This window comes from Bradyrhizobium sp. P3_C3, assembly GCF_056402655.1.
The window spans coordinates 1-14,901 of sequence record NZ_JBFUGY010000045.1 but is presented as its reverse complement, the minus strand read 5'-3'; the positions used below and the strand labels follow the sequence as shown (position 1 = coordinate 14,901).

The 14,901-nt window shown below is 64.6% G+C and carries 15 protein-coding genes; 9 read left to right on the top strand and 6 right to left on the bottom strand.

Going from position 1 to position 14,901, the window contains the following annotated elements:
• Positions 1-4 precede the first annotated feature (4 nt).
• Both AC1DW2_RS35610 and AC1DW2_RS35605 read right to left on the bottom strand, forming a co-directional pair.
• On the bottom strand, positions 5-1,615 hold the full coding sequence (locus AC1DW2_RS35610) for an amidohydrolase family protein (protein WP_477008303.1): 1,611 nt from the start codon (positions 1,613-1,615) through the stop codon (positions 5-7).
• Entirely contained in the window at positions 1,612-2,430 is an 819-nt protein-coding gene (locus AC1DW2_RS35605; protein ID WP_477008302.1) for a uracil-DNA glycosylase family protein, read from the bottom strand. The genes AC1DW2_RS35610 and AC1DW2_RS35605 overlap by 4 nt, the downstream gene beginning before the upstream one ends.
• Before the next feature lie 264 nt (positions 2,431-2,694).
• Between AC1DW2_RS35605 and AC1DW2_RS35600 the strand changes: the two genes are divergently transcribed.
• From AC1DW2_RS35600 to recQ, 5 genes are all read left to right on the top strand, one after another.
• Entirely contained in the window at positions 2,695-4,269 is a 1,575-nt protein-coding gene (locus AC1DW2_RS35600; RefSeq protein WP_477008301.1) for an amidase family protein, read from the top strand.
• Between the two features lie 306 nt (positions 4,270-4,575).
• Positions 4,576-5,877: an O-acetylhomoserine aminocarboxypropyltransferase/cysteine synthase family protein gene (locus tag AC1DW2_RS35595; protein ID WP_085403623.1), complete on the top strand. Its 1,302-nt coding sequence runs from the start codon at positions 4,576-4,578 to the stop codon at positions 5,875-5,877.
• 12 nt (positions 5,878-5,889) lie between these two features.
• Complete coding sequence (metA, locus tag AC1DW2_RS35590) at positions 5,890-6,933, top strand: homoserine O-succinyltransferase MetA (protein ID WP_477008300.1); 1,044 nt, start codon at positions 5,890-5,892, stop codon at positions 6,931-6,933.
• A 62-nt stretch (positions 6,934-6,995) separates the two neighbouring features.
• Entirely contained in the window at positions 6,996-7,739 is a 744-nt protein-coding gene (locus AC1DW2_RS35585; RefSeq protein WP_208083513.1) for a polysaccharide deacetylase family protein, read from the top strand.
• 247 nt (positions 7,740-7,986) lie between these two features.
• Positions 7,987-9,852, top strand: a complete 1,866-nt coding sequence (gene recQ / locus AC1DW2_RS35580) for a DNA helicase RecQ (RefSeq protein ID WP_166346308.1) — start codon at positions 7,987-7,989, stop codon at positions 9,850-9,852.
• A 188-nt stretch (positions 9,853-10,040) separates the two neighbouring features.
• Here the strand turns inward: recQ and AC1DW2_RS35575 are convergent, their stop codons facing one another.
• A complete protein-coding gene (locus tag AC1DW2_RS35575; protein ID WP_028153143.1) occupies positions 10,041-11,054 on the bottom strand; it encodes a 1-aminocyclopropane-1-carboxylate deaminase in 1,014 nt (337 codons plus the stop codon).
• Between the two features lie 163 nt (positions 11,055-11,217).
• Between AC1DW2_RS35575 and AC1DW2_RS35570 the strand changes: the two genes are divergently transcribed.
• From AC1DW2_RS35570 to AC1DW2_RS35560, 3 genes are all read left to right on the top strand, one after another.
• Complete coding sequence (locus AC1DW2_RS35570) at positions 11,218-11,682, top strand: Lrp/AsnC family transcriptional regulator (RefSeq protein WP_038943290.1); 465 nt, start codon at positions 11,218-11,220, stop codon at positions 11,680-11,682.
• A 106-nt stretch (positions 11,683-11,788) separates the two neighbouring features.
• Positions 11,789-12,952, top strand: a complete 1,164-nt coding sequence (locus AC1DW2_RS35565; RefSeq protein ID WP_477008299.1) for a PLP-dependent cysteine synthase family protein — start codon at positions 11,789-11,791, stop codon at positions 12,950-12,952.
• 109 nt (positions 12,953-13,061) lie between these two features.
• Positions 13,062-13,622, top strand: coding sequence for a carboxymuconolactone decarboxylase family protein (locus tag AC1DW2_RS35560; RefSeq protein WP_028149518.1), 561 nt, complete (start codon positions 13,062-13,064; stop codon positions 13,620-13,622).
• 15 nt (positions 13,623-13,637) lie between these two features.
• On the opposite strand, the gene AC1DW2_RS35555 is transcribed toward AC1DW2_RS35560, so the two are convergent.
• Positions 13,638-13,838, bottom strand: a complete 201-nt coding sequence (locus AC1DW2_RS35555; RefSeq protein WP_477008298.1) for a diguanylate cyclase domain-containing protein — start codon at positions 13,836-13,838, stop codon at positions 13,638-13,640.
• Positions 13,838-14,134, bottom strand: a complete 297-nt coding sequence (locus AC1DW2_RS35550) for a hypothetical protein (RefSeq protein ID WP_247314694.1) — start codon at positions 14,132-14,134, stop codon at positions 13,838-13,840. The genes AC1DW2_RS35555 and AC1DW2_RS35550 overlap by 1 nt, the downstream gene beginning before the upstream one ends.
• Positions 14,135-14,315: 181 nt before the next feature.
• Here AC1DW2_RS35550 and AC1DW2_RS35545 point away from each other — a divergent pair, with 181 nt between their 5' ends.
• Complete coding sequence (locus AC1DW2_RS35545) at positions 14,316-14,564, top strand: hypothetical protein (RefSeq protein WP_028149515.1); 249 nt, start codon at positions 14,316-14,318, stop codon at positions 14,562-14,564.
• Positions 14,565-14,694: 130 nt separating this feature from the next.
• Here the strand turns inward: AC1DW2_RS35545 and AC1DW2_RS35540 are convergent.
• The coding region (locus tag AC1DW2_RS35540) for a transposase (protein WP_477008297.1) at positions 14,695-14,901 on the bottom strand (207 nt) is incomplete at its 5' end.

Below are 14,901 nucleotides of genomic sequence, written 5' to 3'. Positions count from 1 at the left end.
ACGACTAGTAAAAAGCCGCGATCGCCGTCGCGATTCCCGCTGGAAGATTCGGTTCGTTCTTCAGCGTGTCCAGAAACGCGGGATCGCCTGATACCGTGAGGCCATCCAGCTTGATCGGGTGCAGCGGCTCGGCCGCTGCCGCGACCGCCGCCAAATCCGGACCGGTCCTGACGCCGTTATATTCCAGCCGCGGGCGGAGCTGGACATTGTTGCCGAACTGCTCGTCGAGCGCGAGACGCCATCCGGTGCGTGACACCGCTCCGCGGGCGATCGCATCGCTCATGGCGAGGCTGTGCGGTTGCAGCGTGCCGAGATTGCCGAGCGCGGCGCGAAGGCGGCTCGTCGCCTCCGCCAGCGTTATCCTCTCGATCCCGGGGTCCTGGTCGGGCGAGGTGAAGTCGATCACCCGCGCGCTGCTGCCGATCTTGAGCGCCTCGCCGATTCCGCCCGCCTTCTGCATGACCGTCTTCGTCCCATAACGGGCTCGTCCGCCGATGGTAACCAGAACGATGTCCTGCTCGCGCGATTTGATCAGATGAGCGTAGGGATCGCCGGTGACTCCCTTCACGACCAGAAGGTCAGCGAACTTGCCATTGGCGATCGTTCCCAGCTTCGTATCCCACTTGAGGATCGCGGCCGGATTGCGCGTCGCCATCGAGACGATGTCGTAGTCGCTGAAGCCGAGATTGAAATGCGCGGACACGACCTTGGCCGCCTTCAGCTCGCCGAGCAGGTTCTTGCTGCCGGACGGCGACCAGTCAGAACCGAGCGCAATGGTGAGGCCGGCCGTGCGCGCGGCAACGACATTGGTCGTCTTTCCGTAGAGCAGCAGATTGCTCAAGGGGGACCAGACCACCTTGGCATGGTTTTCCGCCATCGTTCCGAAGTCGGTCGCATCGAGTGCCGTGCAATGAATGCCGGCGAGTGACGGCTCGATCGCCCAATCTCCCTCAGAATTGCGCAAGGCGAGGAAGTGGCTATGCGCCTTGGTGTCGATGCCTTCGCTGAGATGCAGCAGGAAGCACGATGACGATTTCAACTCGTTGTCGAACTTCGCCCAATCCTCGGCATCGATGTCGGGAATCTTCGAGTGTGCCTTCGGCAGGTCGGGCGGGCTGCCGATCTCGGCGGCGCGCAACGCGCCCTTGTAATATTTGTGGATCGTGCCGCTCCAGTTCGACAGCGTGATCCCCTGGCTCGTCGTGGTGCCCGCGACCATGCACTTGGCTTCGACATAGCGGACCAGGGCCGGCAGCAGCGAGCCGTCGTCGGCCAGCGCAATCGCGCTCATGGGGCCGGTGACCGACGTCTTGTACGATCTGGCGTTCTGCCATTGGTCGCGATTGCCGTAGGGCTGCGGCACGCGCCAGAGCGGCAGGATGTTGTAGCTCAGGTGATTATGCAGCTCGATCAGGCCAGGATAGATGGTGCCGCCGGTCGCCACTGCAACGACGGCCTCGAAGCCTGCCGGGGCCGGCTGTCCCTTGGGTACGATCGCCGCGATGCGATTGTCCTCGATGAAGATCGTCCCGCTCTTGATGACGTCGCCCTCGGCGGTCATCGTCACGATCCGCCCGCTCAGGGCCCATCGTTTCGGGTTGGCAGCCGGGCTCATGGGATCACTCCGTCGGGGATGGTGATCGTGATCGTGCGCCGCTTGGTGGCCGCATCGGCGCCCTGGCGCACGGCCCATGGCGTGTCTCCGCGCATCCACGCCGGCAGGCCTGCCGGCAGATCCTTTGCGATGATGTCGAAGAGCTCGGTCGGCTTGAAGGCGTCCCCATACGGCACGAGCGTCGTCGGCACGTCGGGATGCTGGAGCCCAGGCGCGAGAGCCGCGAGCGCGGCATTCCACTTGGTCAGCATGATCTTGGTGTTCGCGGCCCGCGTCGCGTTATCGTGGGCCGAGCTTTCCGGCCAGGTCGGGTGGGTGATGTGCTGATAGGCGAGGGTCTTGTAGGCCGCGCCGTCGGACGTCTTGAGCCAGGCTTTCCAGGCCTCGTCGGCGAGGCCGCCGAGCGAAACAACGGCTTCGATATTGCCCGGCGCAAGGACGGCCTTGAACCATTTGTTGCGATACTCGACGATGCCCGGCTCGTTCTTGTGCTTGTTGCCGCCGCTCTGCCCGTAGACGCTGTACAGGAAGGTGTTCACCATCACGTAGCTCCGCGTGATGCCGAGCTTGGCGAGAAAGCCCTGAGTGCGGCGTCCCGCGGTGCCGACCAGAATTCTGCGCACGATTGTCTCGTGCTGGGCGGGATCCTGACCGACGACGAGCACACGCGCCGATCCGTCGAGCCGGCCGCGGTGAAAGTTCGGCCCCCATTCAATCCGGAAATCGTCGGGATCGTAGGTTTCAGCGCCCGGATAGTCGGCGCACAGATCTCGAAATGGTTGCTGGTCGTATCCGCTGTCGAATTCCACGAGCATGGCAAATGCTCCGATGCGTCGCTGTCAGAATAGCTACGTCAAAAACCTAATCGCCATGGCACAATCTTGATGGCACAATCTTGGCGGTGGTTTGTTCCACCATTCAACCAGTATATGGGTCAGGACAGTGGGGCCAAAGGTTCATGCGCGTCTCTCGCGCCGGCCCGTGGCAGAGCGTCGCGGCGACGCGCCATGCAGAAACGCGCCTGTACACGCTCGCGTGATCTCCATAACCTCCGCCGCGCAATTTTTTGGAGATGCGGCGTGGCGAAGAAGACGGCGACGAAGAAGAAAAGTGTTGCAAGGAAAGTAACGAAGACCTCGGTCAAGGCGAGCACCGCCCGCAAGGGGGCCGTTGCGAAGGCGGTCAAGAAGACGGTCAAGAAGCCGGGATCGCGCAAGTCGGCCACGGCACGCCGTCCGAAAGGTCCGGTCTGGCAATGGTCCGCGGTCGACACCGCAGCCGCGATCGGCAACGGCGCGATCTCCGCGGTCGAGACCGTCGAAGCGCATCTGGACCGGATGCGCGCCGTCAATCCGCGGCTGAACGCGGTTGTCGTCGATCTCAGCGAGGAAGCGCTGAAGGCTGCGCATGCGGCCGACAAGCAGCGCGCCAAGGGCGGCGCGCTCGGCCTGCTGCACGGTGTGCCCATCACGATCAAGGAGAATGTCGACTACGAAGGCCGGCCGAATTTCAACGGCGTGCCCGCCAACAAGGATTTAGTCGCGCCGTCGGACTCGCCCGTGGTGCGCAATCTCAAGAAAGCCGGCGCGATCGTCATCGGCCTCACCAACACGCCGGAATTCTCCTTCCGCGGCTTCACCGACAATCCGCTGCACGGGCTGACGCTGAACCCCTGGGACCCGAACATCACCTGCGGCGGTTCTTCGGGGGGCGCCGGCTCGGCGGTTGCGGCCGGCATCGGCACCATCGCCCATGGCAACGACATCGGCGGCTCGCTGCGCTGGCCGGCGCATTGCAACGGCGTTGCCACCATCAAGCCGACGCAGGGCCGGATCCCTGCCTTCAACGGAAGCGCAACCGCGGAGCGGCCGATGCTGGCGCATCTGATGTCGGCGCAGGGCCCGCTCGCCCGTCACGTCGGCGACGTCCGCCTCGCGCTCGATGTGATGAGCCAGCGCGATCCGCGCGATCCCTGGTGGGTGCCGGCGCCGCTGGCCGGGCCGAAGCCGAAGGGACCGATCAAGGTCGCACTGGCCAGGATCCCGGAGGACATGGACGTCGATCCGTCCGTCCGCGCGGCGCTGCGGCAGGCCGCCGATCACCTGGAGCGTTCCGGCTACCGCGTGACCGAGGTCGATGTCCCCGACATCGACGGCGTCTGGCAGACCTGGTGCGACATCATCACCAACGAGACCGTGGTGATGCAGGAGGCCGGCATGCTGAAGGTGACGTCCGAGGACTTCCACAAGGCCTGGGGCGGCATGAAGACCAAGGCCAATGTGCTCGATCTCAAGGCCTGGATGCAGGCGACGGCCGCACGCAACGGTCATATCCGCGCCTGGCAATTGTTCTTCGAGGAGTATCCGGTCGTGCTGGCGCCGACCACGGTGAAGCCGACGCCGGGACCGCGCGACGACACCGTCAGCGCCGATCGCGTGAAGGAAATTTTCTGGGGCGAGATCCGCTTCATCTCCGCCATCAACGTGCTGGGCCTGCCCGGCGCGGTGGTGCCRGTGGCCCTGCATGACGGCAAGCCGATCGGCGTGCAGCTGATCGCCGGCCGCTATCGCGAGGACCTCGCGCTCGATGCGGCGGCCGCGATCGAGAAGCGTGCCGGAGTGCTCGCTCACCGGCTCTGGGAGACGATGGAGTAAGGTGAAAATCCCACCCTCTCCCACGACGAGGGGAGAGGGTGGCATAGGCGGCCTTCGGCCGCCGTCCTTGGAACGCCGATGCTTTGCATCGGCTATGGCGCAGCGGCGAGGCTAAGGCGTACGAATTCATTAATCCAATTCGATTCAAGTTTTAGCCAATTCACCAACAATCGTTAGGGTTACTTCCTCGATCTCTAGGCGAATTATTGTCCGCTTTACCACCCGCCTCTAACAGAGGAACGGCGGACAACGCACATGCCTCATACAGGCCAATAAGTGCGGCCCGCTCCACGCGGAGGTGGCACGATGCGCAACGAGACGATCGCTATTCACGCCGGCTACGAGCCCGAAGCCACCACGCACGCGGTTGCGGTGCCGATCTACCAGACCGCGGCCTATGCCTTCGACAGCGCCGATCACGGCGCCGCGCTCTTCAATCTCGAGGCTGAGGGTTTTCGCTACAGCCGCATCGCCAATCCGACCAGCGCGGTGCTGGAGAAGCGTATCGCGCAGCTCGAAGGCGGCGTCGGCGCGCTCGCGGTTGCGACCGGCCAGGCTGCGCTGCATTTCGCCTTCGTCAACGTCGCCGATCACGGCGGCAACATCGTTTCCGTGCCGCAGCTCTACGGTACCACGCACACGCTGCTCTCGCACATCCTGCCGCGGCAGGGCATCACCGGCCGTTTCGCCGAGAGCGACAAGCCGGATGCGATTGCAAAACTGATCGACGAGAACACGCGCGCCGTGTTCGCCGAGACCATCGGCAATCCCGCCGGCAATGTCTGCGACATCGAGGCTCTCGCCAAGATCGCGCATGCGCATGGCGTGCCGCTGATCGTGGACAACACCGTCGCGACCCCGATCCTGCTCAAGCCGTTCGATTACGGCGCCGACATCGCCGTGCATTCGCTGACCAAGTTTCTGGGCGGCCACGGCACCACGCTCGGTGGTGCGATCGTCGATTCCGGAAATTTCCCCTGGGCGAAGCACGCCGACCGCTTCCCCGGCTACAACAAGCCGGACGCCTCCTATCACGGCCTCGTCTATGCCGAGCGCTTCGGCAAGACCGCCTATATCGAGCGCGCGCGGAGTATCTATCAGCGCACCATGGGCTCGGTGCTGTCGCCGTTCAACGCCTTCCTGCTGCTCCAGGGCATCGAGACCGTCGCGCTGCGCATGGAGCGTCATGTCGAGAACGCCCGCAAGGTCGCCGAATTTCTGCGCAAGGACTCGCGCGTTGCCTGGGTCAACTACACCGGCTTTCCGGACAGCCCCTATTACCCGCTCGTTCAGAAATACCTCGACGGTAACGCTTCCTCGCTGTTCACCTTCGGCATCAAGGGCGGCATGGAAGCAGGCAAGACCTTCTACGATGCGCTGAAGCTGATCACGCGCCTGGTCAATATCGGCGATGCCAAGTCGCTGGCGTGCCATCCGGCCTCGACCACGCACCGGCAGATGTCGGCGGAGCAGCAGCGCGTCGCCGGCGTGCTGCCGGAGACGATCCGCCTCTCGATCGGCATCGAGCATTCCGCAGATATCATCGAGGACATCGACCAGGCGCTCGAGAAGGCCTGCCCGTCGGCACGCCTCCAGGCCGCGGAGTAGGCGACGGCGCCGATGACGATCTTGATCGACAGGGATCAAGGTATATCGAGCCCGGCGCTGGTACCGGCCGAGGGCGATCTCGCGCGCGACAACGGTTTCGCCGATCTCACGATCGGTCTGATCAACAACATGCCGGATCCGGCGCTGAAGGCGACCGAGCGGCAGTTCATGCGGCTGCTCCAGGCGGCCGCAGGTCCACGCCGCATCCGTTTCCATTGTTTCTCGCTGCCCTCGGTGAAGCGGTCGCCCGAGGCGAAGTGGCATGTCGAAAGCGAATATTCGGAGCTCAGCGAGCTCGGGCACCACAAGTTCGACGGGCTGATCGTGACCGGCGCCGAGCCGGTCGCGCCCGAGCTCGACCAGGAGCCGTATTGGCGCGACCTCACCGAGCTGATCGACTGGGCCAAGGTCAACACGCGCTCGACGATCTGGTCGTGCCTCGCCGCGCATGCGGCGGTGCTGCATCTCGACGGCATCGCGCGGCGGCGGCTCCCGGCCAAATGTCACGGCATTTTCGACTGCGAAACTGCGACGAACGATGCGCTGACGCGCGCTGCGCCTGCGCCCCTCAAGGTCTCGCATTCGCGCCTGAACGAGATCGCCGAGAGCGACCTCACGCAGGCCGGCTACCAGGTGCTGACGCGTTCGGCCAAGGCCGGCGTCGATATCTTCGTCCGGCAATATGCCAGCCGCTTCGTGTTCTTCCAGGGCCACCCGGAGTACGACGCGCTCTCGCTCCAGCGCGAATATCTGCGCGACATCGGCCGCTATCTCGCGCGCGAGCGCGAGGCTTATCCGCACCTGCCAGTGAGCTATTTTGACGCAGCGACCGAAGAGAAGCTCGCCCGCTTCGAGAAGAAGGCGGCCCACCAGCGCCACCCGGCGCTCACCAACGAACTGCCTGCGCTGAACTTGCGCGCCGATATCGCCGCCGGCACCGCCGCGGCGGCGCTTTTCCGCAACTGGCTCCAATATCTCGGTGCGGAAGCCGATACGTGGGCCCTGGCGCGCGAGCCGAAGGGCGTTGGTTCCACGTTAGGATTACCCGGGCGTTAAGCTTGCCTCAACCAGCTCTCGAATGTTTCAGTACAGAAATACGGAATCGCAGGAACGCAGTCGTGTGGTCGGCACTCCAGGGACGCGTGAGCAATCGGCTGGCCCGGCATTTCCGTGCCGCGCCGCACCGCTTGCCTGCGCATGCGCCGATGGTGAGCTTTACGTTTGACGACGCGCCCGATAGCGCTGCAGGCGAGGGCGCCGAGCTTCTCGAGGGGCATGGCGGCCGCGGCACCTATTACCTTGCCGGCAGCCTGATCGACCGTCCCTCGGATCACTGGCACGGCCTGTCGAACGACGCGATCGTGCGGCTTTACCGGGGCGGTCATGAGATTGCCTGTCATACATTTTCGCACCAGAGCTCGGCCAATCTCGACGAGGCCGCCATGGCAAGCGAGATCGAGCGTAACCGCAGCCATTTCCACGCTATCGATTCCTCGATCGTGCTGGAGAACTTCGCCTACCCCTATGGGATCGCCTCGGTCTGGCGCAAGCCGCAACTCGCAAAGGCCTTTCGCTCGGCGCGCGGCATCCTTCCCGGCGTCAATCGCGACGTCATCGACCTCCAGTTCCTGCGCGCCTCGCCTCTGGTCGATTGCGAGATCGATATTGCGGGCGTCGATCGCTATTTCGACGAGGCGGTCGCAAGCGGCGGATGGCTGATCTTCTACAGCCACGACGTCGCCAACGCGCCGAGCCCCTATGGCTGCACGCCGCACCTGATGCGCCATGCGCTGGAGGCGGCCCGGAAGCGCGACATGCCGATCGTGACGGTCGCGGAAGCGCTACGACGGATCGGGGCGTAGCTCTCTTCACCTCGCCCCGCTTGCGGGGAGAGGTCGAATTCGATCGCAGATCGAATTCGGGTGAGGGGGTACAGGTCCATCGGCAATCTCATGTGTGGAGAGAGGCCCCTCACCCCAACCCTCTCCCCGTAAGAACGGGGAGAGGGAGAGGAAGCAGCGGTGCAAGCCCCGCAAACAGTCTTGCCATGCCCGCGCGGTCATGCGACTGGCCTTGTGACGAATCCTACGGCCTTGCACCGACACACCCATGTCCGCTCCCTCCACCGCCCCGCTGCCTGCGCCGGCCAACGGCCGCGACGCGCTGTCGGTGCTGCATTCGGTGTTCGGCTTGCCGGGGTTCCGCGGCGCGCAGGGCGAGATCATCCGGCACGTCACGGATGGCGGCAATTGCCTGGTCTTGATGCCGACCGGCGGCGGCAAGTCGCTGTGCTATCAACTGCCGTCACTGCTGCGCGAAGGCTGCGGTATCGTGGTGTCGCCGCTGATCGCGCTGATGCGCGACCAGGTTGCCGGCCTGCTCGAGGCCGGGGTCAACGCCGCCGCGCTGAACTCGTCGTTGACGCTGCAGGAAGCTTCTGACATCGAGCGCCGCCTGATCGCGGGCGATCTCGACCTGCTCTATGTCGCGCCGGAACGCCTGGTGACGCCGCGCTGCCTGTCGCTGCTGGCGCAGGCGAAGGTCGCGCTGTTCGCGATCGACGAGGCGCATTGCGTCTCGCAATGGGGCCATGACTTCCGCCCCGAATATGTCGGCCTCTCCATCATCGCCGAACGTTTTCCGAACGTTCCGCGCATCGCGCTGACCGCGACCGCTGACGAGCTGACCCGCAAGGAGATCGTCGAGCGCCTCCGGCTCGCCGACAGCCCGCAATTCGTCTCCAGCTTCGACCGCCCGAATATCCGCTACGAGATCGTCGACAAGCGCAACGCAGTGTCGCAGCTGAAAGAATTCATCCGGGAGCGACATGCCGGCGACGCCGGCGTGGTCTATTGCTTGTCGCGCAATCGCGTCGAGGAGGTTGCCGCCGCGCTCGACGACGCCGGCATTGCCGCGCTGCCTTATCACGCCGGGCTCGACAGCAGCATACGCTCGCGCAACCAGGACCGGTTCCTCAACGAGGACGGCATCGTCATCGTCGCGACCATCGCCTTCGGCATGGGCATCGACAAGCCCGACGTCCGCTTCGTCGCCCATCTCGATCTGCCGAAGAGCATCGAGGCCTATTATCAGGAGACGGGGCGCGCCGGCCGCGACGGCAAGCCGTCGGCGGCCTGGATGGCCTATGGTCTCTCCGACATCGTGCAGCAGCGCCGCATGATCGACGAGTCCAGCGGTTCTGACGATTTCAAGCGGGTGTCGATCGGCAAGCTCGACGCACTGGTCGGCCTCGCCGAGACCGCGCAGTGCCGGCGCAAGCGGCTGCTCGCCTATTTCGGCGAGGCGGAGACGGCGAACAATTGCGGCAACTGCGACAACTGCCTGACGCCGCCCAAGATGCGCGACGGCAAGGTGCTGGCGCAGAAGCTGCTGTCCTGCGCCTATCGCACCGGGCAGCGTTTCGGTGCGATGCAGCTGATCGACGTCCTGATTGGCCGCCTCACCGAAAAGGTGACGCAGTTCGGCCACGACAAATTGTCCGTGTTCGGCATCGGGCGCGAGCTGAACGAGAAGCAGTGGCGCACGGTGCTGCGGCAGCTGGTGGCGATGGGGCATTTGTACAGCGACAGCGAGGCGTTCGGCGCGCTGAAGCTGACGGAGAGCGCGCGCGGCGTGCTACGTGGCGAGACCGAGGTGTGGCTACGCGAGGAGGCGCCGGGCACGCGCGTTCGCGCGAGCCGGACAAAATCCCGCCGTGGTGACCTCGCGCCTGCGGCCAACGCGCCGCAGGGCGATGTCGATCCCGAATTGCGGGCGCGGCTGAGGTCCTGGCGTTCGGACATCGCGCGCGAACGCGGCGTGCCGGCCTATGTCGTGCTGCACGATGCGACCATCGACGGCATCGTCCGGGCGTGGCCGACGACGCTCGACGAGCTCCGCAACGTGCCCGGCATCGGCGACAAGAAGCTCGAGCATTACGGCGACGAGCTGCTCCAGATCGTCAAGACGCGGTAGGGCTTTTCGTCATCCCGGACAAGCGCAGCGAAGCGGAGCGCAGATCCGGGATCCATACCGCGTGATTTATCTTGAGGCACGTGGGGAGGCGTTCTTCGCCAAACATCTCCCTGGGGTTATGGGTCCCGGGTCTGCGCTTACGCTTGCCCGGGACGACAGCGAGTGGAGGCGCGAGGTACGGCGCTGCTTCAGCCGTTCCGGAATGCGTAACCGTAGCCGTTGAGCGCCGGCGCGCCGCCGAGATGGGCATAGAGAATCTTTGCTCCCTTCTCGAAATGGCCCTTCTGGGTCAGGTCGATCAGGCCTTGCATCGATTTGCCTTCATAGACGGGGTCGGTGATCATCGCCTCTAACCGTGCGGTGAGGCGGATCGCTTCCTTGGTCTCTTCCGACGGCACGCCATAGGCGGGATAGGCGTAGTCCTCGATCAGCACGACGTCGTCTTCGACGATGTCCTTGCCGAGCTCGACGAGCTTTGCGGTGTTCTGCGCGATCGAGAGCACCTGCGCTTTCGTTTGCGCCGGCGTGAACGAGGCGTCGATGCCGATCACCTTTCGCGCGCGGCCGTCGGCGGCGAAGCCGACCAGCATGCCGGCATGGGTGGAGCCGGTGACGGTGCAGACCACGATGTAGTCGAACTTGAAGCCGAGCTCGGCTTCCTGCTTGCGCACTTCCTCGGCGAAGCCGACATAGCCGAGGCCGCCGAATTTGTGCACGGAGGCACCGGCGGGGATCGCGTAAGGCTTGCCGCCCGCCGCCTTCACCTCCTCGATCGCCTGCTCCCAGCTCTTGCGGATGCCGATGTCGAAGCCGTCGTCCACCAGGCGCACGTCGGCGCCCATGATGCGCGACAGCATGATGTTGCCGACGCGGTCGTAGACGGCGTCCTCGTGCGGGACCCAGGCTTCCTGCACCAGGCGGCACTTCATGCCGATCTTGGCTGCGACCGCCGCGATCATGCGGGTGTGGTTGGACTGCACGCCACCGATCGAGACCAGCGTGTCCGCGTTCGAGGCGATCGCATCGGGGATGATGTATTCGAGCTTGCGCAGCTTGTTGCCGCCATAGGCGAGGCCGGAATTGCAGTCCTCGCGCTTGGCATAGATCTCGACATTGCCCCCGAGATGCTTCGACAGCCGCTCCAGCTTCTCGATGGGCGTCGGGCCGAAGGTCAGCGGATAGCGCGCGAATTTGTCCAGCATCATTGGGTCATCCCGATTGGCGTTGAATTGGCTCAAGCGCCTAGCACTGCCGTGGGCAAATGTGCTTTCAAATATTGCGCAGCAACTGTCGCAAAGCTTGCAGTATAGCGTACAACAGATCTAGTTTCTTCCGAATCAAAGCCAAATGCCGAAAGCTTCTTCCATGGCTGCCCGACTCGATCGCACTGACCTTAAAATGTTGAGATTGCTGCAAAATAACGGCCGGCTGAGTAACGCCGAGCTGGCCGAAACCGTCGCCATCAGCCCCGCCACCTGCCATCGCCGCACCCAGCGCCTGTTCGAGGACGGCTTCATCGCCGCGGTCCGCGCCATGGTCGCGCCGAAAAAGGTGGCGAAGGGCACGCTGGTAATGGTCGGCGTCGTGCTCGACCGCTCGACCCCGGAGAGTTTTGCCACCTTCGAGCAGGCGATCACCAGGCTGAAATGCGTGCTCGACTGCCACCTCGTCGCCGGCGACTTCGACTATTTCCTCAAGATCCGCGTCGGCGACATGGAGGATTTCAACCGCATCCACGGCGAACAGCTGATCGCACTGCCCGGCGTGCGCCAGACCCGCACCTTCTTCGTGATGAAGGAGGTCGTCGACAACGCGCCGCTGGAGTTTTGAGCCATAGCGTTTTCCAGCGAAGTGGGTACCGGTTCGCGTCATAAAACGCGTCAAAACAAAATCCAGTGCACTTGATGCGCGATCCGCATCATGGGAGATTCGTTCGATGCAGACATTCCCCTTCCGCCATCTCAATCCGGCCGGGCCGGCCTATCGGCGCGGTTGGGTGGACGAGGCCGTCGCCGCGATCGAGGCCGACCAGTGCCGCACGGCCGACACGCATCTGATCCGGCTGATCGTGCCGGCGCTATCAGGCATCGACATCTATCTCAAGGATGAGTCCACGCATCCGACCGGCAGCCTGAAGCACCGCCTTGCGCGCTCGCTGTTCCTCTACGCGCTCTGCAACGGGCACATCCGCGAAGGCACGCCTGTGGTCGAGGCCTCGTCGGGATCGACGGCGGTGTCGGAAGCCTATTTCGCGCAGATGATCGGCGTGCCCTTCTACGCCGTGATGCCGCGCACGACCTCGGCGGAGAAGATCGCCGCGATCGAGCATTATGGCGGCAACTGCCATCTGATCGACGACGGCCGCGCGCTGTACGCGGAAGCCGCCGCGCTCGCCGCCCGGCTGAACGGCCACTACATGGACCAGTTCACCTTTGCCGAGCGCGCCACCGACTGGCGCGGCAACAACAACATCGCCGAATCGATCTTCACGCAATTGGCGGGCGAACCCCGGCCGACCCCCGACTGGATCGTCATGGGTGCGGGCACCGGCGGCACCTCGGCCACCATCGGACGGTACTTGCGCTATCGCCAGTATCCGACACGGCTGTGCGTCGCCGACGTCGAGCATTCCGCCTTCTTCGACTGCTTCCGCACGCAGGACCGCTCCCACGTTTGCGAACGCCCATCGCTGATCGAGGGCGTCGGCCGGCCGCGCTGCGAACCCTCCTTCGTCCCCGGCGTGGTCGACCGCATGATGAAGATCCCGGATGCGGCAACGATCGCGGCGATGAACGTGCTGTCGCGCCGTCTGCGCCGCGCGGTCGGAGGTTCCACCGGCACCAACTTCCTGGCACTGTGCCGCCTCGCCTCGGAGATGCGACAGGCGAACGTATCAGGGTCGCTGGTGACGCTGATCTGTGATTCCGGCGAGCGCTACCGGCAGACCTATTACGAGCCCGAATGGCTGAAGGGGCGCGGCCTCGATCCTGCGCCGATCGAGGCGGCCCTGTCGTCGTTCCTCACGACGGGCGAGCCACTGACGCTCGATGTCGACGACGTCGCAAATCCGCAGATCGTACCAAGCCCCGAGGCATCCTAGCCGACGTTTTCCTGCCACTTCCAAAATGGCACGATCGTCACGGCAACTTCACTTGCCTTGCACGCACACGCGGGTGAGCTTCGCCTCTTCTCAACGAGGAGATCATGCCGTGCGCCTTCCCATTCTCGATCCGAAAGATCTGACCGACGAACAGAAGCCGCTCTATGACGACATGCGAGCTGGCATCAAGGACCACTTCAAGGGCTTCGTGAACATGCGCGACGACGGCGCGCTGCTGGGGCCGTGGAATCCCTGGATCCGCGAGCCGCGCTTCGGCAAGCCGGTGTGGGAGCTGGTCAAGGCAATCGCGTCGAACCCGCTGCTGCCGGCGCCGGTGCGCGAGGTCGCGATCCTCGTCACCGGCTCGCATTTCCGCTCCGGCTACGAGCTCTATGCTCATGTGCTCGTTGCCGAGCAGCGCGGCCTCTCCGACGAGAAGCTCGCGACCATCGTCGCGGGCCAGCGGCCGGTCGATCTCACCAAGCAGGAGGCCGTCGCCTACGACGTTGCGTCCGCGTTGGTCAGCGGCGGCGTGCTGCCGGAATTGACCTGGCGCGCCGCGGTGAAGGAGTTCGGCGAGCACGGCGCGGCCGAGCTGTCCTATCTCGTCGGCGTCTACTGCATGGTCTCGGTCACGCTCAACACGTTTGACGTGCCGGTGCCAGAGTAGACGCTGCTTCGACGATCACTCCGCCGCCTTGCTTACAGGCGGCGGAGGCGCCCAGGCGATGCAGCGATTGCGGCCTTCGGCCTTGGCCTGGTAGAGCGCATGATCGGCCGCGCCCATCAGCACGTCGATGCAGGACATGCTGACGGTGGCTGCCGCCATGCCGATGCTCATGGTGAGGCCGAACTGAACCTTGTCGGCAAAGACCTGCGCGCTCATCACGCGCTTGCGGACGCCGCCGGCAAGCCGCTCGGCAGCGTCGTGCCTCTGCGTACCGCCAGCGCTTCGAATGCGGCCGACAATGATGTGTTGCCGAAGCCGAGCCCGAGCGTGACGGCGGGGATGGTCGCATAGATCGTGCGAAGATCGAGGTAGATGTTGGGGACATCGGGCTTTGCCGGCGCGTCGTCCTCATCGTCGGCAGCGAAGGCAGTGCCTGCCGAGATCGTCAGACAAAGCAGTCCCATCGCGACAGCACGCGAAGCCTGGCGATGCGACGGGTTGTGATGGGACACGTGACAATCCGACGCGTGGCGATTTGATGACGGAACCGTTGTTGGATGGAACGTGATCGCTCGGGTGGTCAAGCGGTATCCGTAAGCGATGGACGGCACGGATGTGCGCGGCTACCCTGCCGTGATCGCACTGACATACGCGCCGGCCGGAGTGCGGGCCGGACATTGGAAGGACACAGCCATGAACACGTCACGCCGCATCCTGCTCACTGGTCTGGCGGGCCTCGCTGTCGCTCCGACCGCGGTGGCGGCTAGCGTACCGTCGGCCGAGCCTGGTGACGTGACGGTCGCCGAAGAGCGATTCGCGCGCACGATTGCCGCCGCCCATGCCCCTGACGTCACCTGCGCACGGCAGGCCGAACGCTATGCGGATGCGCATTGGCTGGAATATGTCGTGGCGGCGCGGGCCGTGCTCGGCGCGCGCGCGTGATGCTTTCTTCCCTTCTCCCCTTGTGGGCCTGTTGCGTTATCGGCTCTTGAGGCTGAAGACGTCAGGTGCGAATGCCCTGGTCGCGGCAATTGCCTGCCAAGATCTGTAGTTGTCGCCCTCGGAGGGCGGCTCACGCGGCGATCGTGGCCCACCGCCTCATGTTGAAGGCGATCGAGGCGAGCACGACTTGCCCGGTCGCCTTGATCAGACCGACGTAGCGGATGCAGGTCAGCCGCATGCGGCGTTTGAGAGTAGCGAAGGTGGTCTCGACCTGGGCTCGGCTCAGCCGCATGCGGCGTTTGAGAGTAGCGAAGGTGGTCTCGACCTGGGCTCGGCG

What these genes read in the sequence shown, in the direction of transcription:
- recQ (WP_166346308.1), top strand. Translation starts at nt 7,987, where the DNA reads ATGTCCGCTCCCTCCACCGCCCCGCTGCCTGCGCCGGCCAACGGCCGC.
- AC1DW2_RS35555 (WP_477008298.1), bottom strand. Translation starts at nt 13,838, where the DNA reads ATGAGCGCGCAGGTCTTTGCCGACAAGGTTCAGTTCGGCCTCACCATG.
- AC1DW2_RS35570 (WP_038943290.1), top strand. Translation starts at nt 11,218, where the DNA reads ATGGCTGCCCGACTCGATCGCACTGACCTTAAAATGTTGAGATTGCTG.
- AC1DW2_RS35565 (WP_477008299.1), top strand. Translation starts at nt 11,789, where the DNA reads ATGCAGACATTCCCCTTCCGCCATCTCAATCCGGCCGGGCCGGCCTAT.
- AC1DW2_RS35545 (WP_028149515.1), top strand. Translation starts at nt 14,316, where the DNA reads ATGAACACGTCACGCCGCATCCTGCTCACTGGTCTGGCGGGCCTCGCT.
- AC1DW2_RS35605 (WP_477008302.1), bottom strand. Translation starts at nt 2,430, where the DNA reads ATGCTCGTGGAATTCGACAGCGGATACGACCAGCAACCATTTCGAGAT.
- metA (WP_477008300.1), top strand. Translation starts at nt 5,890, where the DNA reads ATGACGATCTTGATCGACAGGGATCAAGGTATATCGAGCCCGGCGCTG.
- AC1DW2_RS35610 (WP_477008303.1), bottom strand. Translation starts at nt 1,615, where the DNA reads ATGAGCCCGGCTGCCAACCCGAAACGATGGGCCCTGAGCGGGCGGATC.
- AC1DW2_RS35595 (WP_085403623.1), top strand. Translation starts at nt 4,576, where the DNA reads ATGCGCAACGAGACGATCGCTATTCACGCCGGCTACGAGCCCGAAGCC.
- AC1DW2_RS35575 (WP_028153143.1), bottom strand. Translation starts at nt 11,054, where the DNA reads ATGCTGGACAAATTCGCGCGCTATCCGCTGACCTTCGGCCCGACGCCC.